This window comes from Pseudomonas sp. BMW13 (assembly GCF_013357275.1).
GTDB classification, from domain to species: Bacteria; Pseudomonadota; Gammaproteobacteria; order Pseudomonadales; family Pseudomonadaceae; genus Aquipseudomonas; species Aquipseudomonas khazarica.
Genome location: NZ_SUKD01000016.1, coordinates 71,669 through 92,566, shown reverse-complemented (window position 1 = coordinate 92,566; position 20,898 = coordinate 71,669). Strand labels below are relative to the sequence as shown.

Sequence of the window (20,898 nt, the reverse complement as noted above, 5' to 3'; positions counted from 1 at the left end):
CCCTTCGTCTAGTGGCCTAGGACACCGCCCTTTCACGGCGGTAACAGGGGTTCGAGTCCCCTAGGGGACGCCATTTTCTTGCCGCATTTGCGGAACCCAGGGGCTGCCTCTCACGAGGTGGCCCCTTTTTGTTTGCCTGCTCATTCCTGTCGCTGCCATGAAGACGACCGATGGTCGTCGCGGCTGCTTGCAAGAAAAGATGATGACTGTAATATTGTGGCTGTCATATAAAGGGGCGGCAGCCATGACCGAACGCAAGCACGAAACCCGCAAGCGCATTCTCGCGGCCGCTGGGCGAGTCCTTGCCGAGCGCGGCCCTGGCGACCCGGCCGTTGCCGAGGTGATGGCGGCGGCGGGGCTCACGGTGGGTGGCTTCTATGCGCATTTCAGCAGCAAGGATGCGCTGATGCTGGAGGCGTTCAGGCAGTTGCTCGGTGTGCGCAGGGAGCGCCTGGCTGGCGTCGATCAGCGCCTGGACGGCAGGGAGCGCAGGGCGCTGCTGGCAGCCTTCTACCTGTCGCGTCGGCATCGCGACGAGCCCGCTGATCGCTGCCCGCTGCCCAGCACGCTGGCGGAGATCGAACGCCTGCCGGACGGCTTCCGTCTGGCCCTGGTCGAGCACGTGGAGCAGATGGTGGCGCAGATGAGCGCCACGCCGGAGGAGGCGGATACGGCGCTGGCTGACCTGGCGCTGATGGTGGGTGGTCTGGCGCTTGCCCGGGCATTGGGCGCCGGTGAGCTGTCCGACCGCTTGTTGCGTGCCGCCAAAGCGGCGGTGCTGTGAGATCGGCTTTCGAGGAGACGATGATGAACCAGATGACATGGGTACGTGGCGTCAATGCAGCTCTGGGGCGAGTGGCCCCGCAACTGCTCGCCAGCCGACTGCGCGAACGTTTCATGACACCGCGCAACCTGCCGCCGCGCGACTGGGAGCTGCCGTTGCTGAACAGCGCCGAGCGCATCACGCTGCGTTTCGGTCTCTCGGCCTTGCGCTGGGGCAGCGGGCCAACGGTGTTGCTGATGCATGGCTGGGAGGGGCGGCCGACCCAGTTCGCGCTGCTGATCCGTGGCCTGGTCGATGCCGGCTATGGTGTCGTGGCGCTGGATGCGCCCGCCCATGGGCGCTCACCGGGGCGTGAGGCGAATGTCGTGCTGTTTGCCCGCGCCTTGCTCGAGGCGGCCAGCGAGCTGCCGCCGTTGCAGGCGGTCATCGGTCATTCGATGGGCGGGGCCAGCGCGCTGCTGGCCATCCAGATGGGCCTGCGCACCGACGCGCTGGTCAGCATCGCGGCGCCGAGCCGGATTCTCGGCGTGCTGCGGGGCTTCGCCCATTTCATGGGCCTGCCTGCGGCGGCTCGTGCGCATTTCGTGCGTCAGGTGGAAACCCATGCAGGCATTCCCGCTGCGCACCTCGACGTGCAGCGCTATCAGCTGAACGTTCCGGGGCTGGTCGTGCACGCCGAGGACGATGCCATGGTGCCGGTCAGCGAGGCCGAGTTGATCCACCAGGCCTGGTTCGACAGTCAGCTGCTGCGCCTGCCGGCGGGTGGGCACCAGCGGCTGCTGGGGGATCCGGCGATCGTGCGGGCCGTGCTCGACCTGCTCGGCGAGGTGCGTCAGGCGTCGCTGAAGGCCGTGGCGTCGTAGCTGACCACGCGATTGCGCCCGGCTGCCTTGGCGCGATACAGCGCGCGGTCGGCCAGGTCCAGCCAGTGTTCGGCGCAGCCCGGTTCGCTGGGCACGCCGGCGTAGAGGCCGATGCTCAGGCTCAGCGGGATGTCCTGCTGCTGGTAGGGGCAGGGGTGCTGGGCCAGGTCCTCGCGCAACTGCTCGGCCAGGTCCAGGGCGCCCGTCAGGTCGGTGTTGTCGAGCAGGGCGACGAACTCCTCGCCGCCGAAACGGGCCAGCAGGTCGCTGCTGCGCAGGCGCTGCTGGAAACGCTCGGCTGCATGACGCAGGCAGGCATCGCCGGCGAGATGGCCATAACGGTCATTGACCTGCTTGAAGTGATCCAGATCCAGCATCAGCACGGCGATCGATTGCCGGCTGCGCTCGGCGCGGGCGTAGGCGCGCACCAGTTCTTCGTTCAGGGTCTGGCGATTGAACAGGCCGGTGAGGCCGTCGCGGCGATTCTGTTCGGCCAGGCGCAGGTTGGCCCTCGAGAGCTGCTGCAGGGTGTCCTGCAGGGTGGCGGTGCGCTCCTGCACGTGCTGATCCAGGCTTTCGCTGATCTTCGTCTGCAGCTCAAGGTGCTTGGCCTGCTCGTTGCGTAGGCGACGTTCCTGGTCGATCAGTCTGGCCTGGGCTGCGCGCTCGGCCTCCTGGGCCTGGCGAATGCGTGCGGCGAGGGCGACGGAGAATACCGTCATCTCGATCAGACCGCCGATCTGCTGGATGTGCAGGGTGAGCAAGGAGTAGGGCAGCAGGCCGGTGCCGGTCAGAATGCTGGCGAGGCTGGCGCTGATCAGCACGAACCAGCCCAGGGCGAACAGGCGCGCCGCGGCAAAGCCGGCACGCCAGCGCAGCAGGGTGATCACGAAGGCCGCTATCGCGCAGGCGGCCACTATGACGAAGCTGCCCATCAGGGCCGGGGTGTAGGGGCCGAACAGGGCCATGCCCAGGACCAGCCAGGTGCAGGCCTTGAGGATGCTGGTCGTCCGGCGATAGGTCTTTGGCGCCTTGTCCAGCTCCAGCACACCGTAGGTGAACTGGATGCCGAACAGCGTGGCCAGCGCGGAGGCGAATGGAAAACTCAGCTGGTGCCAGGTCAGGGCATTGGGCCAGAGCCACTGCAGTGCGAAGCCCAGCTGGATGAACTGGTAGAAGCCGAAACTGGCGACGAACAGGCTGTACCAGAGGTAGTTGCGATCACGGGTGATGCCGAAGATGCTCAGGTTGTAGATGAACATCGCGATCAGTGCGCCGAAGAACAGGCCCTGCAGCAGCAGGCTGCGCTGTTCCTGGTGGTCGAAGGCGTCGCGGGTCATCAGGCTGGCGCTGAGGTTGGCCGAGCCCGCAGTCTGCATGCGCAGCCAGATGCGGCGCTGTTCGCCGGGGCCGACCTGCAGCGGCAGCAGCAGTTGGCGATGCTCGACCCAGCGCCAGTCGAACGGACGCTGGTCGCCGGCACGGTAGATACGCTTGCCGTCCAGGCCGTAGGCATCCAGCTGATCGAGCAGGGGGTTGCCGACCAGCAGCACCCAGCCGAGCGAGCGTGGGTGGGGGTTGTGAACGTCCAGGCGCAGCCAGTAGGCGCTGCCGCCGTAACCGAAGCTGGCGTCGCGCCGGCCGACCTCCTGCCAGGCCGAGTCGGGCAGGTTGCGCACATCGGTGAAGTCGGCGCTGCCGCTCGGGTCCTTCCAGTACTGTATGTAGGGGCCGGGCAGGACCTGCGCCTGGCCGATCGGCAGCGGCAGGCTGCCCGCCCAGGACAGGACTGGCAGCAGCAGAAGCATCAGTAGGCGCAGGGCGGCAGTCAATTGCTCGTTCTCGGCTCTCGGGCACTTGCGCGGCATTATGGCGCTTTGAGATGACGCGATGAAAGCTCGGCCCTGCACGGATCGGCGTTGCGGCGTATCATGCGGGCGTCGAGTCGCGGCTGATGGCGTCGCCAGGCGTGCGAACCGGCGCTCGGCATCAATCCCCGTCCGCAGCCTCTGCGGCAAGCCTGGAGACAAGACCATGACCTGGGACCTGCCCAGCCCCTTTCTGATCGATATCGATGTCACGGCTGACGATATCGATGGGCTCGGCCATGCCAACAACGCGGTGTACGTCAGTTGGCTGGAGCGCTGTGCCTGGCGCCACTCGCAGTTCCTCGGGCTGGACCTGGTGGAGTACCGGCGTCTGGACCGCGCCATGGCGGTCGTCCGACACGAGATCGACTACCTGGCCAGCGCCTATGAGGGGCAGCGTCTGCAGATGGCGACCTGGATCGTCGAATCCGATCAGCGCCTGAAGATGGATCGGCGTTTCCAACTGCTGCGTCCCGAGGACGGTACGACGCTGCTGCGGGCCAAGACCACCTTCGTCTGCATCGAGCTGTCCAGTGGCCGCCCCAAGCGCATGCCGGTGGAGTTCGTCGAGGGCTATGGCCAGGCGCTATTGCAGCCGTATCCGCTGGAGCTGTGACTCGCCCTCAGTTGAACAGCGGGGCGAGAAACACCTGCTCCGCTTTCACCACGATGGCGAAATGCCGGGTTTCACCCGGGCCCAGCACTATCGACTGGGCCGCTCCGGGGCCACGGCCGCCGCAGTAGCCATCGGGTGACATGGCCACGGCGATGCTCAGTTCGCCGCTGGGCAGGTCCAGGCTGGTGCGCTCGTCCGGGCCGAGCTTCGCCACCACTTGCTGATTGATGTACAGCTCCACATTGCAGGCGTTCGGAGCGTTGTTGTCGCGACTGAAGATCAGGCGGGCCGGCGCACCGACGGCAGGGGCCGGGGGGCGATGTTCGACGCCGCGTGGCAGGGTGTCGCTGGCATGGGCCCCCAGGCACAGCAGGCCGAGCAGAACGAGTGCGGTATGACGCATGGCGGCAGCTCCGTGTGGCTATCCATGCAATCAGTGTCGCCCATCTTGCGCACGGCGCGCGACCCCTTAAACTGTGCGCCCCATTTTCCCGGACAACTTCATGCAAATTGCCCTGGCACCCATGGAGGGGCTGGTCGACGAGATCCTGCGCGACGTACTGACCCGCATCGGCGGCATCGACTGGTGCGTCACCGAGTTCATTCGCGTCAGCGAACGGCTGCTGCCCGCCGCCACCTACCACAAGCTGGCCCCCGAGCTGTTCGGCGGTGCGCGCACCCGGGCCGGCACGCCGATGCGCGTGCAGTTTCTCGGCTCCGATCCTCAGTGCCTGGCCGATAACGCGGCATTCGCCTGCACCCTGGGCGCGCCGGTGATCGATCTCAACTTCGGTTGCCCGGCCAAGACCGTGAACAAGTCGCGGGGTGGGGCGGTGCTGCTCAAGGAGCCGGAGCTGCTGCATGCCATCGTCCGTGAGGTGCGGCGCACGGTGCCGGCCGAGATTCCGGTCACGGCCAAGATGCGCCTGGGGTTCGAGGGCAAGGAAGGTGCGCTCGATTGCGCGCGGGCGCTGGCCGAAGGCGGGGCGAGCCAGATCGTGGTGCATGCGCGGACCAAGGTCGAGGGCTACAAGCCGCCGGCGCACTGGGAGTGGGTGGCGCGGGTGCAGGAGGTGGTCGGCGTTCCGGTGTTCGCCAACGGCGAGGTGTGGACCCTGGATGACTGGCGGCGCTGCCGTGAGATCAGCGGGGTGGACGACATCATGCTGGGCCGCGGACTGGTCTCGCGGCCGGGCCTGGCGCGGCAGATCGCGGCGCTCAGGGCTGGTGAGGAACCGCAGGAAATGGGCTGGGCCGAACTGCAGCCGCTGCTGCTGGATTTCTGGCAGCAGGCCCGGCGCAAGCTGGCACCGCGTTACGCGCCGGGGCGCCTGAAGCAGTGGCTGGCGATGCTGACCCGCACCTACCCCGAGGCCGTCGCGCTGTTCGCCGAGGTCCGCCGCGAGCAGGACTGCGAGCGCATCGACCGTCTGCTCGGGGCTGCAGCGGTGGATGCGAACAGGGCTTGACAGGGAAAGCCTTGAAATTTTTCGGGGTGGCCTCAGATAAGTGACTGCGGGATGCCGAAGTCGGGTCCCGCGCTATGACACTTGCTGAATCATCAGGAGAATACTCATGAGCAACGTACTGTCCCTGGCCCCCCTGTTCCGCCAGTCCGTCGGTTTCGACCGTTTCAACGATCTTTTCGAATCTGCCCTGCGTAGCAACGACGCTGGCAGCTCCTACCCTCCCTACAACGTCGAGAAGCACGGCGAGGACCACTACCGCATCGTGGTCGCCGCTGCCGGTTTCGAGGAGGACGACCTGGAACTGCAGGTCGAGCGTGGCGTGCTGACCGTGGTCGGCAACAAGCGTGATCGCAGTGCTGAAAGTGTCAGCTACCTGCACCAGGGCATCGCCCAGCGCGCATTCAAGCTGTCGTTCCGCCTGGCCGACCATATCGAGGTCAAGGGCGCCAACCTGGTCAACGGCCTGCTCAACGTCGAGCTGGAGCGCATCGTGCCGGAAGAGGCCAAGGCCAAGCGCATCCCGATCGGCAGCCAGCGCCCGGCACTGGAAAGCTGATCCCCGTTCATGCTGCGAAAGGAAGGCGCCCACTGGGCGCCTTCTGCGTTTCGGGGGTCAGCGACCCTGTGCCTGCAAGAGCTGACGAAAGGCGTCCTGGGGCAGTGGCTTGCTGAACAGGTAGCCCTGATAGAGGTGGCAACCGAGGGCCTGGAGGAAGTCCAGCTGTTCCTGCTGTTCGACGCCCTCGGCGATCAGTTCCAGGTCCAGGCTGCGGGCCATGGCGATGATGGCGCGGATGATCTCGGCATCGTTGGGGTCGCTGGTGGCGTCGCGCACGAACGACTGGTCGATCTTCAGCATGTCCACCGGCAGGCGCTTGAGGTAGGTCAGCGAGCTGTAGCCGGTGCCGAAGTCGTCCATGGCGAAGCTGACGCCGTGCTTCTTCAGCCGCAGCATCTTGCCCACGGTATCGTCGATGTTCTGGATGACGATGCCCTCGGTCACCTCCAGCTTGAGCATGGCGTTCGGCAGCCGGCTGTCCTTCAGGCTCTTGGCGACCCGCTCGACGAACTCGTGCTGGCGGAACTGGCGCGGGCTGATGTTGACGCACAGGCTGAAGCGCTCGCTGTCGATCAGTCCGCCGACCAGCAGCTGGGAGCAGAAGTGGCAGGCCTCGGCGAGCACCCAGCTGCCGACCTCGATGATCAGACCGCCCTCTTCCAGAACCTGGATGAACTGCGCCGGTGACTGCGGGCCCAGCTGCGGGTGCTGCCAGCGCAGCAGGGCCTCGGCGCCGACCACCTTGCCGTCGCGGGCGTCGACCTGGGGCTGGAAGTGCAGCTCGAACTCCCCGCGCGCCAGGGCCAGGCGCAGATCGTTCTCCAGGCGCAGGCGGGCGCTGGCGGCTTCCTGCATGGTGGAGCGAAAGAGCTGGATGGCGTTGCGCCCGGAGTCCTTGGCGCGGTAGAGGGCGATGTCGGCGCGCTTGAGCAGGTCCGCCGGGGTGTTGCCGTGGTCGGGAATCAGGGCGACGCCGATGCTCGGGGTCACCTGCAGGCGATGGCCGTCCAGCAGCATCGGCTCTGCCAGCAGTTGCCGGAGTTTTTCCGCGACCTGGCGTACCTGGCGGGTCACCTCGGAGCGTTTCCCTTCCAGGCCCGAGAGCAGTACCACGAACTCGTCGCCGCCGAGCCGCGCCACGGTGTCTTCCAGGCGCACGCTGGCTTCCAGGCGCGCAGTGACCAGGCGCAGCACGGCGTCGCCCACCGGGTGGCCGAGCGAGTCGTTGATGTGCTTGAAGTGATCGAGGTCGAGAAACAGCAGGGCGCCGCGCAGATCGTGGCGCTTGAGCAGGGAAATCTGCTGGGTCAGGCGATCCATCAGCAGGGCGCGATTGGGCAGGTTGGTCAGCGCGTCGTGATACGCCAGGTGCTGGACCTGCGCCTGGGCCTGCTTGAGCTCGCTGATGTCGCGGGCGGTTAGCAGCAGGCAGGTCACGCCGTTGAGTTCGATGGTCTGCACGGACACGTCGACCAGGCGCACTTCGCCGTCGCGGTGGCGGCCATGCATTTCCATGTGCAGGACATGGCCATGCTGGGTCAGGTGCTCGATCATCCGCGCACGTTCATCGGGATAGGCCCAGATGTTCAGGTCGTGCGAGGTGCGGCCGATCACTTCCGCGTTCTGGTAGCCGGTGATGCGCGAGAAGCCTTCGTTGACCTCGATGTAGCGGCCGCTGTCGCGCTCGGTGATGGTGATGGCGTCCGGGCTGGAGTGGAAGGCCTTGGCGAACTTCTCCTCCGAGGCCCTGACGCGCTGCTCGTGCACGACCCGCTCGCTGATGTCCACCAGTGTGCCGACCATGCGCAGCGGCTGCCCTTGCTCGTCGAGTTGCAGCTTGGCCGTGCTCTCGAGGAAACGCAGGCCGCCATCTTTCAGTTGCACCCGGTAGGTGACCTGGTAGTGGTTGCGGCGTTCCTCGACCAGTTGCTGGTAGCTCTGCCGCAGGCTGTGCCGGTCGGCCATCGGTACCTGGCGGAAGAAGTCCAGGAAGGCGCCTTCGAACGGTGTTGCCGACAAGCCCTGCAGCTCCGCGGCCCTGGCGCTGGCGAACAGGCGGCTGCTGGGGATGTGCCAGTCCCAGGTGCCCAGATCGGCGGATTCCAGCGCCAGTTTCAGGCGCTGCTTGCTCTCCTGCAGCGCCTGCTCCTGGGCGCGCTGCCTGGTGATGTTGCGCACGGTGAGCACCAGGCATTCGACACCGTCCAGTTCGATGACGCCGCCGAACAGCAGGTTGATGCTGACGCTGCCGTCGCGGCTGAACAGGCGCACCTCCAGGTTGTTCAGGCTGCCGGCCTCGAGCGCTTCGAGCATCCGCAGGCGGTCATCGGGGTCGGCCCAGACACCCAGCTCCAGCGAGGTACGGCCCACCGCCTCGGCGCTGCTCCAGCCGAACTGCTGCTCGAAGCTGCGATTGACCTCGATGAAGCGGCCGGTCGCGCGCTCGGTGATGGCGACCGCGTCCGGCGTGTGCATGAAGGCCTTGGCGAATTTTTCCTCGCTGGCGCGCAGGGCGTTCTCCGCGCGCTTGCGTTCGCTGGTGTCGAGGAAGGTGCAGAGCATCAGGCGCTCGCCCTGCAGTTCGATGTACTGGCTCGAGAGGATGCCGTCGAGGATCTCGCCGCTGCGGGTACGCAGCTGCACTTCCTGGATCACGGGGTCCTGGCTGACAGGGGCCTGCTGGCGCAGGTGGTCGCGCTGTGCGTTATGCACCCAGATATCCAGGTCGGCGGTGGGGCGGCCGAGCACCTCGCTCGCGCCCCAGCCAAAGGCCTGGGTGAAGTGCTGGTTGACCTCGACGATCTCGCTGTCGTCGTAGCGCACCAGCATCATGATGTCGGGACTCAGGCGGAACAGGCTGGCGAAGCGTTCTTCCGAGGCGCGCAGCGCTTCCGCGCGTTCCTGCTGGGCGCTGATGTCGCGGATCACGCCGAACATGCGCGGGCGGCCATCGGCCTCGTGTTGCAGGCTGCCGGTGATCTCCAGCCAGTGCAGGCTGCCATCGGGCCAGCGTATGCGGTGGCGCAGGGCCTTGCTGATCGGCTCGCCCTTGAGGATGTTGTGAAAGGTCGCCAGTACCTCGGCGCGCTCCTCCTCGGGGATCAGCTCGATGTAGCGCAGCTCGCGGGTGACCGGGCGGTTGGGGTCCAGGCCGAACAGGGCCTGTGCGCCACGCGACCAGTTCACCTGGCCGCTGCGGATGTCCCAGTACCAGGTGCCGAGGTGGGCGCCGTTCAACGCGGCCAGCAAGCGTTGCGCGTCCTGCCAGGCCTGCTCGAATTCGACGGGGTCCATCGCCGGAATGTGCGGCAGGGGCGGTGTCTGGTCAGTCGATCTGGCCATGGCCGAACCCTCCTCTGGTGCGCGTGAGAAGCATGGCGGGCGTCGAAGGCATTTGGCTTCCTGCGTAGGGGTCTATCGCCACGTTAGTCGCAGGTTGGCTGCCTATGCAAGGTCGTCGCGCTGACTGTCGAGCAGCGCCATGAAGGCCCTGGCCGCGTTCGACAGCGTGCGCTCGGTGTGCAGGATGTAGCCCAGCTGCCGCGTGAGCTGGATGCCGGGCAGCGGCAGGCGAGCGACCTGGTCGTCGAGCATGGTGCGCGGCAGCACGCTCCAGGCCAGGCCGATGGAGACCATCATCTTGATGGTTTCCAGGTAGTTGGTGCTCATGGCGATGTTGGGCGTCAGCCCCTGCGCTTCGAACAGGCGCTGGACGATGTGGTGGGTGAAGGTGTTGCCGCCGGGGAACACCGCAGGGTGCTGCGCGACGTCCGCCAGGCTGACGGCCTGGCTGCGTGCCAGCGGGTGTTCGGGTGCGGCGACGAAGTCGAGCGGGTCGTCCCAGACGGCCACGGCGCGGATGGGTTCGCGGGTTTCCGGGGCGAGGGTGATCACCGCCAGCTCGGCGCGGCCATGCAGCACTTCTTCATAGGCCACTTCCGAGTCGAGGAACTGGATGTCCAGCGCGACCTGCGGGTGCGCGCGGGTGAAGGCGCGCAGCAGGGCAGGGAGGCGGTGCAGGCCGATGTGGTGACTGGTGGCCAGGGTCAGGCGACCGCTGACTTCGCCCGACAGGTTGGTCAGGGCGCGGCGGGTGTCGTCCAGCACATTGAGGATCTGGTACGCGCGTGGCAGCAGGGCGCGACCGGCCTGGGTCAGGCCGATCTCGCGACCCAGGCGATCGAACAGGCGCACGCCCAGCTGTTGCTCCAGCCCGGCGATGCGCTTGCTGACCGCAGGCTGGGTCAGGTGCAGGCGCTCGCCGGCTTCGGAAAAGCTGCCGGTTTCGGCGATGGCGATGAAGGCGTTGAGGTTGGCCAGATCCATAACGGCAGCTCCTAGCGGCAGGCTGCAAGCGGCAGGTCGAGTCGCACGGTATTGCTTGCGGCTTGTCGCTTGCAGCTTGCGGTGTGGACGGATTCCTTTGGGGAATCTCCTGGATGAAAAATATGAATTTGAGTTATTCGTGCCGCGATCATAGCATTTCACCCCATAAGCCAAAGGGCCTTTTCGCCCTGGCATAGAAACACGCTGATGAGGTAACGCTGATGGCCGGCAAGACGCTCTACGACAAGCTCTGGGAAATGCACGAAGTGAAACGTCGCGATGACGGTTCCTCGCTGATCTACATCGATCGTCACATCCTTCACGAAGTGACGTCGCCGCAGGCTTTCGAGGGGCTGCGTCTGGCCGGGCGCAAGCCGTGGCGTATCGACGCCAACATCGCCACCCCGGATCACAACGTGCCGACCACCCGGGCCGAGCGCCAGGGCGGCCTCGACGCCATCGCCGACGAAGTGTCGCGCATCCAGGTACAGACCCTGGACGAGAACTGCGATGACTTCGGCATCCTCGAGTTCAAGATGAACGACGTGCGCCAGGGCATCGTCCACGTGGTCGGTCCGGAGCAGGGCGCCACCCTGCCGGGCATGACCGTGGTCTGCGGCGACTCGCACACCTCCACCCATGGCGCCTTCGGTGCGCTGGCGCACGGTATCGGCACCTCCGAGGTCGAGCACGTGCTCGCCACCCAGTGCCTGGTGGCCAAGAAGATGAAGAACATGCAGGTGCGCGTCGAGGGCAAGCTGCCGTTCGGCGTCACTGCCAAGGACATCGTGCTGGCCGTGATCGGCAAGATCGGCACCGCCGGTGGCAATGGCCATGCCCTGGAATTCGCCGGCAGCGCCATCCGCGACCTGTCGCTGGAAGGCCGCATGACCATCTGCAACATGTCCATCGAGGCCGGTGCCCGTGTCGGCCTGGTGGCGGTGGACGAGAAGACCATCGCCTACGTCAAGGATCGTCCGTTCGCGCCCAAGGGCAGCGACTGGGACAGGGCCGTGGCGCAGTGGCAGAACCTGGTCTCCGACGCCGATGCGGTGTTCGACACCGTGGTCGAGCTTGCCGCCTCCGAGATCAAGCCGCAGGTCAGCTGGGGCACCTCGCCGGAAATGGTCCTGGCCGTCGACCAGAACGTGCCGGACCCGGCTGTCGAGGCCGACCCGGTGAAGAAGGACTCGATCACCCGTGCGCTGAAGTACATGGGCCTGGCTGCCAACCAGCCGATCACCGCGATCCAGCTCGACCGCGTGTTCATCGGCTCCTGCACCAACTCGCGCATCGAAGACCTGCGTGCCGCCGCCGAGGTGGCCAAGGGGCGCAAGGTCGCGGCGACCGTCAAGCAGGCGCTGGTGGTGCCGGGCTCCGGCCTGGTCAAGGCGCAGGCCGAGGCCGAGGGGCTGGACAAGATCTTCATCGAGGCCGGTTTCGAATGGCGCGAGCCGGGCTGCTCCATGTGCCTGGCGATGAACCCGGACAAGCTGGGCAGCGGCGAGCATTGCGCGTCCACCTCCAACCGCAACTTCGAAGGCCGCCAGGGCGCGGGTGGTCGTACCCACCTGGTGAGCCCGGCCATGGCTGCCGCTGCGGCGGTGACCGGTCGCTTCATCGACGTTCGTGAACTGATCCAGGCCTGAGGAGCTAGAAGATGAAAGCCTTTACCCAACACACCGGCCTGGTCTGCCCGCTCGATCGGGCCAACGTCGACACCGATCAGATCATTCCCAAGCAGTTCCTGAAGTCGATCAAACGCACCGGTTTCGGTCCGAACCTGTTCGACGAGTGGCGCTACCTGGATGTCGGTCAGCCGAACCAGGACAACTCCAAGCGCCCGGTCAACCAGGAGTTCGTGCTCAACTTCCCGCGTTACCAGGGGGCCAGCGTGCTGCTGGCGCGCGAGAACTTCGGTTGCGGCTCTTCGCGTGAACACGCGCCCTGGGCGCTGGACGAGTACGGTTTCCGTACGGTGATCGCACCGAGCTTCGCCGACATCTTCTTCAACAACAGCTTCAAGAACGGCCTGCTGCCGATCATCCTCAAGGATGCAGAGGTCGATGCACTGTTCGAGCAGGCCGAGGCCACCGAGGGTTACCAGTTGACGGTCGACCTCGAGGCGCAGACCGTGACCCGTCCCGATGGCGTGCAGTACAGCTTCGAGGTCGATGCCTTCCGCAAGCATTGCCTGCTCAACGGCCTGGACGACATCGGCCTGACCCTGCAGGATCAGGACGCGATCAAGGCCTTCGAGGCCAGCTACCAGCAGGGCAGTCCCTGGCTGTTCGGCGCGATCAAATAACAGGAGCTGCAGGGCGCAAGCTTCAGGCTGCACATGAAGGCGGCTTGCGCTTGTGGCTTGCAGCTTGAAGCTTGTAGCTATTTCCGAAGGAAGTCTTTTTATGAAACAGATTCTGGTTCTCCCTGGCGACGGCATCGGTCCGGAGATCATGGCCGGGGCGGTCAAGGTGCTGAACCTGGCCAACGACAAGTACAGCCTGGGCTTCGAGCTGAGCTTCGATGACCTCGGTGGTGCGGCCATCGACCGTTACGGCGTGCCGCTGGCCGACGAGACCCTGGCGCGCGCGCGCGCGGCCGATGCGATTCTGCTCGGCGCCGTCGGCGGCCCGAAGTGGGACAGCATCGACCCGGCCATCCGTCCGGAGCGTGGCCTGCTGAAGATCCGTTCGCAGCTGGGCCTGTTCGGCAACCTGCGCCCGGCGCTGCTGTACCCGCAACTGGCCGAGGCCTCCAGCCTCAAGCCGGAAATCGTCGCCGGCCTGGACATTCTCATCGTGCGTGAGCTGACCGGCGGCATCTACTTCGGCCAGCCGCGCGAGAGCAAGGTGCTGGAGAACGGCGAGCGCATGGCCTACGACACCCTGCCGTACAGCGAGAGCGAGATCCGCCGTATCGCCAAGGTCGGCTTCGACATGGCCCGTGTCCGTGGCAAGAAGCTGTGCTCGGTGGACAAGGCCAACGTGCTGGCGTCCAGCCAGCTGTGGCGCGCCGTGGTCGAGGAAGTGGCCAAGGACTACCCGGACGTCGAACTGAGCCACATGTACGTCGACAACGCTGCCATGCAACTGGTGCGTGCGCCCAAGCAATTCGACGTGATGGTCACCGACAACATGTTTGGTGACATTTTGTCTGACGAGGCGTCGATGCTCACCGGTTCCATCGGCATGCTGCCGTCGGCCTCGCTGGATGCCGACAACAAGGGCATGTACGAGCCGTGCCACGGCTCCGCGCCGGACATCGCCGGCCAGGGCATCGCCAACCCGCTGGCCACCATTCTCTCGGTGTCCATGATGCTGCGTTACAGCTTCGGCCAGGTCGCTGTCGCCGATGCCATCGAGAAAGCCGTGAGCCTGGTGCTGGATCAGGGCCTGCGCACCGGTGACATCTGGTCCGAGGGCAAGACCAAGGTCGGTACCTCCGCGATGGGTGATGCAGTAGTCGAAGCGCTGCGTAGTCTGTAATCTTTCCAGCCCCGCCGGGGTGGTTCCGGCGGGCTGTTTATATAGGTGTAGTCGTTATGAAACGTGTAGGTCTGATCGGTTGGCGTGGCATGGTCGGTTCCGTGCTCATGCAGCGCATGCTGGAGGAGCGGGATTTCGACCTGATCGAGCCGGTGTTCTTCACCACTTCCAACGTTGGCGGCCAAGGGCCGGCGATTGGCAAGGACATTGCGCCGCTGAAGGACGCCTACAACATTGACGACCTGAAAGGCCTGGACGTGATCCTGACCTGCCAGGGCGGTGACTACACCAACGAAGTCTTCCCCAAGCTGCGTGAAGCCGGCTGGCAGGGTTACTGGATCGATGCCGCCTCCAGCCTGCGCATGGACGACAGCGCGGTGATCGTGCTCGACCCGGTCAACCGCAAGGTGATCGACCAGGCGCTGGATGCCGGCAGCAAGAACTACATCGGCGGCAACTGCACCGTCAGCCTGATGCTGATGGCGCTCGGTGGCCTGTATGAAGCCGGCCTGGTCGAGTGGATGAGCGCCATGACCTATCAGGCCGCCTCCGGTGCGGGTGCGCAGAACATGCGTGAGCTGATCAAGCAGATGGGTGCGATCAACGGCGCTGTCGCGGACGACCTGGCCGACCCGGCCAGCGCCATCCTCGACATCGACCGCAAGGTCGCCGAGGCCATGCGTGGCGAAGACTTCCCGGTCGACAACTTCGGCATGCCGCTGGCCGGCAGCCTGATCCCCTACATCGACAAGGAACTGCCTAACGGCCAGAGCCGTGAAGAGTGGAAGGCGCAGGCCGAGACCAACAAGATCCTCGGCCGCTTCAAGAGCCCGATCCCGGTCGACGGCATCTGCGTGCGCATCGGCGCCATGCGTTGCCACAGCCAGGCGCTGACCATCAAGCTGAACAAGGATGTGCCGATGGCCGACATCGAAGGCCTGATCAGCCAGCACAACCCCTGGGTCAAGCTGGTGCCGAACCATCGCGAAGATTCCATCCGCGACCTCGGCCCGACTGCCGTGACCGGCACCCTGAGCGTACCGGTCGGCCGCCTGCGCAAGCTCAACATGGGCTCGCAGTACCTGGGCGCCTTCACCGTGGGTGACCAGCTGCTGTGGGGCGCGGCCGAGCCGCTGCGGCGCATGCTGCGAATCCTGCTGGAGCGCTGAGGCGCACCGCAGGCGCGTGATGCAGACGAAGCCCCGCTACCTCGGTAGCGGGGCTTCGTCGTTTCCGGGCTTGCAGTTGCGGTGGCAAGAAGGGCGCGGTTACAGTGCCGCTCCTTTTGTGCGGCAGATCGAAGCATGAGCAAAACCATCAATATCGCCCTGGTCGGCGCCACCGGTCATGTCGGTGAGGCGCTGGTCGAACTGCTCGAGGAGCGCGACTTCCCGGTCAAGGACCTGCATCTCCTGGCCAGTAGCGAGTCCGCCGGGCAGAGCCTCTCCTTCCGCGGGCGCCAGCTGCGGGTCAGGTCGCTCGAGGCGTTCGATTTCACGCAGGTCCAGCTGGCATTCTTTGCCGCGGGCGTGGAGGTGACGCGGGCTTTTCACGAGGTCGTGCGTGCTGCCGGCTGTTCGCTGATCGACCTCAGTGCCGCCTTGCCGCTGGATCTGGCGCCGTGCGTCCTGCCTGAACTGGGCGAGGGCGCAACGGCAGGCCTGACTGCGCCGTGGCAGGTGAGCGTGCCGACGCCTTCGGCGACTGCCTGCGCGGTGGTGCTGGCGGCGCTGAAACCGCTGTTGCAGCCGCGTCAGGTGCAGCTGAATGCCATGCTGTCGATTTCCACGCTGGGTCGCAGTGGCGTGCAGGAGCTGGCGCGGCAGACGGCCGAGCTACTCAATGCCCGCCCGCTGGAAACCCAGGCGGTGGATCGCCAGGTCGCCTTCAATGTGCTGGCGCAGGTCGGTGCGGTGGACGAGCAGGGGCATGCCGAACTGGAGAAGCGTCTGGCCGCCGAGCTGCAGCAACTGTCGGGTTTGCCAGGGCTGGCGGTGGGGGCGACCTGCGCCCTGGTGCCGGTATTCTTCGGTGACAGCCTGGCACTGGCCATGCAGAGTGACGTGGATATCGATATCGCGGCGGTGCAGCGTCTGCTGGAAACGGCCGAGGGAATCGAGCTGGTCGAGGCGGGCGATTATCCGACGGCGGTGGGTGACGCGGTCGGCCAGGATCTGGTCTATGTCGGGCGCGTTCGTCGTGGTGTGAGCGATCCACGGCAACTCAATTTGTGGATTGCGTCTGATAATGTGAGAAAAGGCGCCGCCCTGAATGCTGTGCAAATAGCCGAGTTATTGATAAAACACTATCTGTAAAAGATACTTACCTAGAAATTTGAAGAATCTTTCTAGCTTGGCAATACTGGCTGAGTTGATTGCTGAATGGGGAGCCGCTCTAGGAGCGGAGGCAGGCAGCAATTACCAAGACCTTCTCGCAAGCCGAGAAAAAGATAAAACAAGGGATAACGCTATGGTTCGGGTTCGCAAACTAGTGCTGGCAATCGCAGCGGCTTCTGTGCTGTCTTCCGGTATGGCGCATGCGCTGGGGTTGGGTGAAGTTACCCTGCAATCCTCGTTGAATCAGCCGTTGGTAGCGGAAATCGAATTGCTGGAGGTCCGTGATCTGGCCTCCAACGAAGTCATTCCCAGCCTCGCTTCTCCCGAAGACTTCGTGAAGGCGGGTGTCGATCGTCAGTACTTCCTGACCGATCTGAAATTCACCCCTGTGCTGAAGCCGAACGGCAAGAGCGTGATTCGTGTCACCTCCAGCAAGGTGGTGCGCGAGCCCTATCTCAACTTCCTGGTGGAAGTGCTCTGGCCGAACGGTCGATTGCTGCGTGAATACACGCTGCTGCTGGACCCGCCGCTGTACTCCCCGCAGACAACCGTAGCGGCCGCGCCCAAGTTGCCGGCAGCAGCCCCGGCGCCGCGCCCGGCAGCAACGCCCACTGCCAGCAGCAAGCCGGCCGCCGCGCCGCGTCCGACTGCCCCGGCGCCCGCTTCGCGCGCCATCAGCGGCAACGAATACAAGACCACGGCCAACGACACCCTCTGGGAAATCGCCCAGCGCGTCGACGGTGGCTCGGTCAATCAGACCATGCTGGCCATTCAGGACCTGAATCCCGACGCCTTCATCGGCGGCAACATCAACCGCATGAAGAGTGGTCAGGTGCTGCGTCTGCCGGATGAGCAGCAGATTCGCCGTCGCAGCAACGCCGAAGCGGTCGCCCAGGTTGCCGAGCAGAACGCTGCCTGGCGTGAAGGTCGTGCTGTCGCGTCGCGGCAGCTGGATGCCACCCGCCGTGCCGAGGCTGGTGCCGCACCGTCCACGGCGAAGACCGGGGACAGCCTGAAACTGGTCGCCGCCGATGCGGGCAAGTCCACGCGCGGCAGTGACACCGGTTCGGCCGACAGCAAGGCCCTGGCCGACAAGCTGGCGGTGACGCAGGAAAGCCTCGACTCGACGCGTCGTGAGAATGCCGAGCTGCAGAGCCGGGTTGGCGACCTGCAGAGTCAGCTGGACAAGCTGCAGCGCCTGATCGAACTCAAGGACAACCAGCTGGCCAAGATGCAGGCCGACATGGCCGCTACTCCGGTCGCAGCGCCAACCCCTGAAACACCCGAGGTGACTCCGGAAGTGGAGGCGCCCGCTGCGGAACCCGAAGCGGTGCCGCCGGCCTCGGAGGCGGCGACGCCTCCGGTCTCGCCGCCTGAAGAGGCGGCGACTGACTACAACTATTCCGAAGAGCCGGAGGCGCCCGTCGAAGACGGCGCCGCCGCCACCGAACAGCCGGCCAGTGAGCCGGCTGCTGCCGTTGAACCAGCCGCTCCGGTTCAGCCGGTCGAGGAGAGCAAGCCTGCCGCGCCGGCTCCGGCTCCGGCTCCGGCTCCCGCACCTGCTCCGCAGAGCTTCATCGATGACCTGATGAGCAACCCGATGACCCTGGGTCTGGCGGGCGGTGGTGCACTGCTGCTGTTGCTGGTCGGCCTGATGGCTCTGTCGCGCCGCAATGCGATGAAAGAAGCGGAGCAGCATGACGAGCTGGGTGACGAACTGGCCGAAGATCAGGGCTTCGCTCCTGAACTCGACATGCCCGAAGACACCTTCGCCGGCCTCGAGGACGAGCCAGCCGCCGCCGCTGCACCGGCTGGCGCCGAGGAGCGCGTTTCTGCGCAGACCGGCGATGCCCTGGGTGAGGCGGACATCTACATCGCCTATGGTCGTTTCAACCAGGCTGCCGAGCTGCTGCAGAACGCGATCAATGACGAGCCGCACCGCAGCGACCTGCGTCTGAAACTGATGGAAGTCTATGCCGAGCTGGGCGATCGCGAAGGTTTCGCCCGCCAGGACAACGAACTGCGCGAGTTCGGTGGCGTCAACGCCGAAGCCGAGCAGCTCAAGGCCAAGTATCCTGCCATCGCTGCCTTTGCCGGCGCTGGCGCGGCGGCTGCCGTGGCGTCCTCGGACGACATCGGCGAGTTCAGCCTCGATGATCTCGGTCTGGACGAGCCGCGCAACGAGTCGGCTGCTGCAGCCGCTGACGACCTCGACGATGCCTTCGACCTGAGCCTCGATGATCTCGAGTCCGACCTGGGTGGCGACATGCAGTCTGCCAAGGCGGAAGAAGCGCCGCTGTCGCTGGATGACGACCTGGATTTCGGTCTGGTCGACGAGCCGGCTGCTCCGGCAGCTGCCAGCGACGATGACCTGAGCTTCGACCTGTCCCTGGATGACGACAAGGTCGAGCTGTCGCAGTCTGCCGATGACCTGTCCGACTTCAGCCTGGATCTGGATGAGCCGTCGACGGCGGCTGCGGACGATGCCGACGAGTTCCTGCTGAGCCTGGACGACGACGCCCCGGCTGCTCAGCCGGCCGATGATCTGGCCGACCTCGGCCTCGATCTGCCGGACGAAGCGCCTGCTGCCGATCTCGACCTGCCGGCGGATTTCGATCTGTCGCTCGACGACGAGACTCCGGCACAGCCTGCGGTGGAAGCCGACAGCTTCGCGGCGCAGCTCGATGAAGTCACGGCCGAGCTGGACCAGCTCTCCACCGACCTCGACGAGCCGCAGGACGCGCCGCTGGCGCCAGCCGACGGTATCGCCAGCGAGCTGGAGGGTGACGATGACTTCGACTTCCTTTCCGGCACCGATGAGACCGCGACCAAGCTGGACCTGGCGCGCGCCTACATCGACATGGGCGACACCGAGGGTGCGCGTGACATCCTCGACGAAGTGGTTGCCGAAGGCAGCGACGCCCAGCAGCAGGAAGCTCGCGAGATGATTGCCAAGCTGGTTTGATCGAATCCATGTCTGAAGCAGTACCTGTAGCGGCCGCCGAAATGGCGGCCGCTGGCTTTTCCAGAATCGCCCTGGGCCTCGAATACAAGGGCGCACGTTACCGCGGTTTCCAGCGTCAGAGCGGCCAGGTCGCCTCCATTCAGGGGTGCCTGGAAAGTGCCCTGTCCAAGGTTGCCGGCGGTGCGCCGGTGAACATTCACTGTGCCGGGCGCACCGACGCATCGGTGCATGCCAGTGGCCAGGTGGTGCATTTCGACACCACTGTCGAGCGGTCGCTGCACGCGTGGATCATGGGCGCCAACATGAACCTGCCCAAGGACATCAGCGTGACCTGGGCGAAGGTGATGCCGGCGCATTTCCATGCGCGCTTCAGCGCCATGGCGCGGCGTTATCGCTATGTCATCTACAATGACCCGATCCGCCCGGCGCACATGGCCGAGGAGGTGACCTGGAATCACCGTCCGCTGGATGTGGCGCGCATGCGCGAAGCGGCCCGTGCGTTGGTCGGTACCCATGATTTCAGCGCGTTCCGTGCTACCCGGTGCCAGGCCAAGTCGCCGATCAAGACCGTGCATCATCTGGAAGTCATCGAGCATGGCCGCTTCATCGTGCTGGACGTTCGGGCCAATGCCTTCCTCCATCACATGGTGCGCAATATCGCCGGAGTGCTGATGACCATTGGTGCCGGAGAGCGTCCGACAGGCTGGGTGAGCGAGGTGCTGGAGCGAGCGGAGCGGCGCAGTGGTGGGGTGACGGCACATCCTTACGGACTCTATCTGATCCAGGTGGAGTATCCCGAAGAGTTCGAATTGCCGTCGCGCTATCTGGGGCCGCACTTTCTCTCCGGGCTGGCGGATGTGCGGGCGGACTAGGCCTTTGCTAACATCCGGCGTTCGCTGATCAAGAGGTGTGAAGTCGATGCGCGTGCGCAGCAAGATTTGCGGCATTACCCGGGTTGAGGATGCGCTGGCAGCCGTCGAGGCCGGTGCGGATGCCATCGGCCTGGTGTTCTACGCCAGGAGCCCGCGCGCGGTCAGTGTCGAGCAGGCGGTGGCGATCGTGCAGGCCTTGCCGCCGTTCGTGACCAGCGTCGGATTGTTCGTGAACATGCCGCGTGAGCAGTTGCAGGCCCTGCTGGCGCAAGTGCCCCTGGATCTGCTGCAGTTTCATGGCGACGAGTCGCCGGCCGACTGCGAAGGATTCGCTCGCCCTTACATCAAGGCGCTGCGGGTGCGTGCGGGGGAGGATGTCGCTGCGATGATGGCGCCCTATGCCGGTGCGCGGGGCATCCTGCTCGATACCTTCGTCGAGGGCGTGCCTGGGGGGACCGGTGCGGCGTTCGACTGGTCTCTGGTGCCGCAGGGCGTGAGCCGACCCATCATTCTGGCCGGCGGCCTCGACGCGAGCAACGTCGCCAGCGCGATTCGTCAGGTCAGGCCTTATGCCGTCGACGTCAGTGGCGGGGTCGAGGCGAGCAAAGGCATAAAGGATGCAAGCAAGATTCACGCGTTCGTGCGGGCAGTCGTTGACGCGCAATGTGACGGCGACTGCGGCGGGGCCGTCAATTAGCCTGTCACGCCGCCGTGGCCCGTTTGTGCGCGCCATCGATGCGGCAGAAAAGAAT

Annotated in this window: 17 protein-coding genes; 13 read left to right on the top strand and 4 right to left on the bottom strand. The window is 65.6% G+C overall.

Annotated features, from left to right (window positions below; all coding sequences use genetic code 11):
- Nucleotides 1-244 precede the first annotated feature (244 nt).
- Both E4487_RS13845 and E4487_RS13840 read left to right on the top strand, forming a co-directional pair.
- Nucleotides 245-784 (top strand): TetR/AcrR family transcriptional regulator, encoded by a 540-nt coding sequence (locus E4487_RS13845; RefSeq protein ID WP_047589491.1) that lies wholly within the window; start codon nt 245-247, stop codon nt 782-784.
- Between the two features lie 23 nt (nt 785-807).
- The gene (locus E4487_RS13840) at nt 808-1,647 is read left to right on the top strand and encodes an alpha/beta fold hydrolase (protein WP_037054430.1); all 840 of its coding nucleotides are present in this window, start codon (nt 808-810) and stop codon (nt 1,645-1,647) included.
- On the opposite strand, the gene E4487_RS13835 is transcribed toward E4487_RS13840, so the two are convergent.
- The gene (locus E4487_RS13835; protein WP_257229427.1) at nt 1,617-3,479 is read right to left on the bottom strand and encodes a diguanylate cyclase; all 1,863 of its coding nucleotides are present in this window, start codon (nt 3,477-3,479) and stop codon (nt 1,617-1,619) included. The two genes, E4487_RS13840 and E4487_RS13835, sit on opposite strands and share 31 nt — an antisense overlap.
- 202 nt (nt 3,480-3,681) lie before the next feature.
- On the opposite strand from E4487_RS13835, the gene E4487_RS13830 reads away from it, so the two are divergent.
- Nucleotides 3,682-4,131 carry a thioesterase family protein gene (locus tag E4487_RS13830; RefSeq protein WP_037054427.1) on the top strand — a complete coding sequence of 150 codons (450 nt, stop codon included), beginning with the start codon at nt 3,682-3,684 and terminating at the stop codon, nt 4,129-4,131.
- 7 nt (nt 4,132-4,138) lie between these two features.
- Here E4487_RS13830 and E4487_RS13825 read toward each other — a convergent pair whose 3' ends face one another.
- Complete coding sequence (locus E4487_RS13825; RefSeq protein WP_150609268.1) at nt 4,139-4,534, bottom strand: hypothetical protein; 396 nt, start codon at nt 4,532-4,534, stop codon at nt 4,139-4,141.
- 100 nt (nt 4,535-4,634) lie between these two features.
- Here E4487_RS13825 and E4487_RS13820 point away from each other — a divergent pair, with 100 nt between their 5' ends.
- Together E4487_RS13820 and E4487_RS13815 are read left to right on the top strand one after the other, a co-directional pair.
- Nucleotides 4,635-5,600, top strand: a complete 966-nt coding sequence (locus tag E4487_RS13820; RefSeq protein WP_037054424.1) for a tRNA-dihydrouridine synthase — start codon at nt 4,635-4,637, stop codon at nt 5,598-5,600.
- Nucleotides 5,601-5,706: 106 nt separating this feature from the next.
- Entirely contained in the window at nt 5,707-6,156 is a 450-nt protein-coding gene (locus E4487_RS13815; protein ID WP_047584376.1) for an Hsp20 family protein, read from the top strand.
- A 57-nt stretch (nt 6,157-6,213) separates the two neighbouring features.
- Here the strand turns inward: E4487_RS13815 and E4487_RS13810 are convergent, their stop codons facing one another.
- Both E4487_RS13810 and E4487_RS13805 read right to left on the bottom strand, forming a co-directional pair.
- On the bottom strand, nt 6,214-9,501 hold the full coding sequence (locus E4487_RS13810) for a bifunctional diguanylate cyclase/phosphodiesterase (protein WP_175253631.1): 3,288 nt from the start codon (nt 9,499-9,501) through the stop codon (nt 6,214-6,216).
- Nucleotides 9,502-9,603: 102 nt separating this feature from the next.
- Nucleotides 9,604-10,485, bottom strand: a complete 882-nt coding sequence (locus E4487_RS13805) for a LysR family transcriptional regulator (protein ID WP_037054419.1) — start codon at nt 10,483-10,485, stop codon at nt 9,604-9,606.
- Between the two features lie 221 nt (nt 10,486-10,706).
- On the opposite strand from E4487_RS13805, the gene leuC reads away from it, so the two are divergent.
- The 8 genes from leuC (at nt 10,707) to E4487_RS13765 (ending at nt 20,843) form a co-directional block, all read left to right on the top strand.
- Nucleotides 10,707-12,134 (top strand): 3-isopropylmalate dehydratase large subunit, encoded by a 1,428-nt coding sequence (gene leuC, locus E4487_RS13800; protein WP_175253630.1) that lies wholly within the window; start codon nt 10,707-10,709, stop codon nt 12,132-12,134.
- Between the two features lie 11 nt (nt 12,135-12,145).
- Entirely contained in the window at nt 12,146-12,793 is a 648-nt protein-coding gene (gene leuD, locus E4487_RS13795) for a 3-isopropylmalate dehydratase small subunit (protein WP_037054414.1), read from the top strand.
- Between the two features lie 100 nt (nt 12,794-12,893).
- The gene (leuB, locus tag E4487_RS13790) at nt 12,894-13,973 is read left to right on the top strand and encodes a 3-isopropylmalate dehydrogenase (RefSeq protein WP_175253629.1); all 1,080 of its coding nucleotides are present in this window, start codon (nt 12,894-12,896) and stop codon (nt 13,971-13,973) included.
- Nucleotides 13,974-14,029: 56 nt separating this feature from the next.
- Nucleotides 14,030-15,142: an aspartate-semialdehyde dehydrogenase gene (asd, locus tag E4487_RS13785; protein WP_150609276.1), complete on the top strand. Its 1,113-nt coding sequence runs from the start codon at nt 14,030-14,032 to the stop codon at nt 15,140-15,142.
- Between the two features lie 135 nt (nt 15,143-15,277).
- Complete coding sequence (locus E4487_RS13780) at nt 15,278-16,288, top strand: aspartate-semialdehyde dehydrogenase (protein WP_175253628.1); 1,011 nt, start codon at nt 15,278-15,280, stop codon at nt 16,286-16,288.
- A gap of 154 nt (nt 16,289-16,442) precedes the next feature.
- Nucleotides 16,443-19,274, top strand: a complete 2,832-nt coding sequence (locus E4487_RS13775) for a FimV family protein (RefSeq protein WP_175253627.1) — start codon at nt 16,443-16,445, stop codon at nt 19,272-19,274.
- Between the two features lie 8 nt (nt 19,275-19,282).
- Nucleotides 19,283-20,146 (top strand): tRNA pseudouridine(38-40) synthase TruA, encoded by an 864-nt coding sequence (gene truA / locus E4487_RS13770; protein ID WP_037054456.1) that lies wholly within the window; start codon nt 19,283-19,285, stop codon nt 20,144-20,146.
- A gap of 46 nt (nt 20,147-20,192) precedes the next feature.
- Nucleotides 20,193-20,843: a phosphoribosylanthranilate isomerase gene (locus E4487_RS13765; RefSeq protein ID WP_175253626.1), complete on the top strand. Its 651-nt coding sequence runs from the start codon at nt 20,193-20,195 to the stop codon at nt 20,841-20,843.
- Nucleotides 20,844-20,898 lie beyond the last annotated feature (55 nt).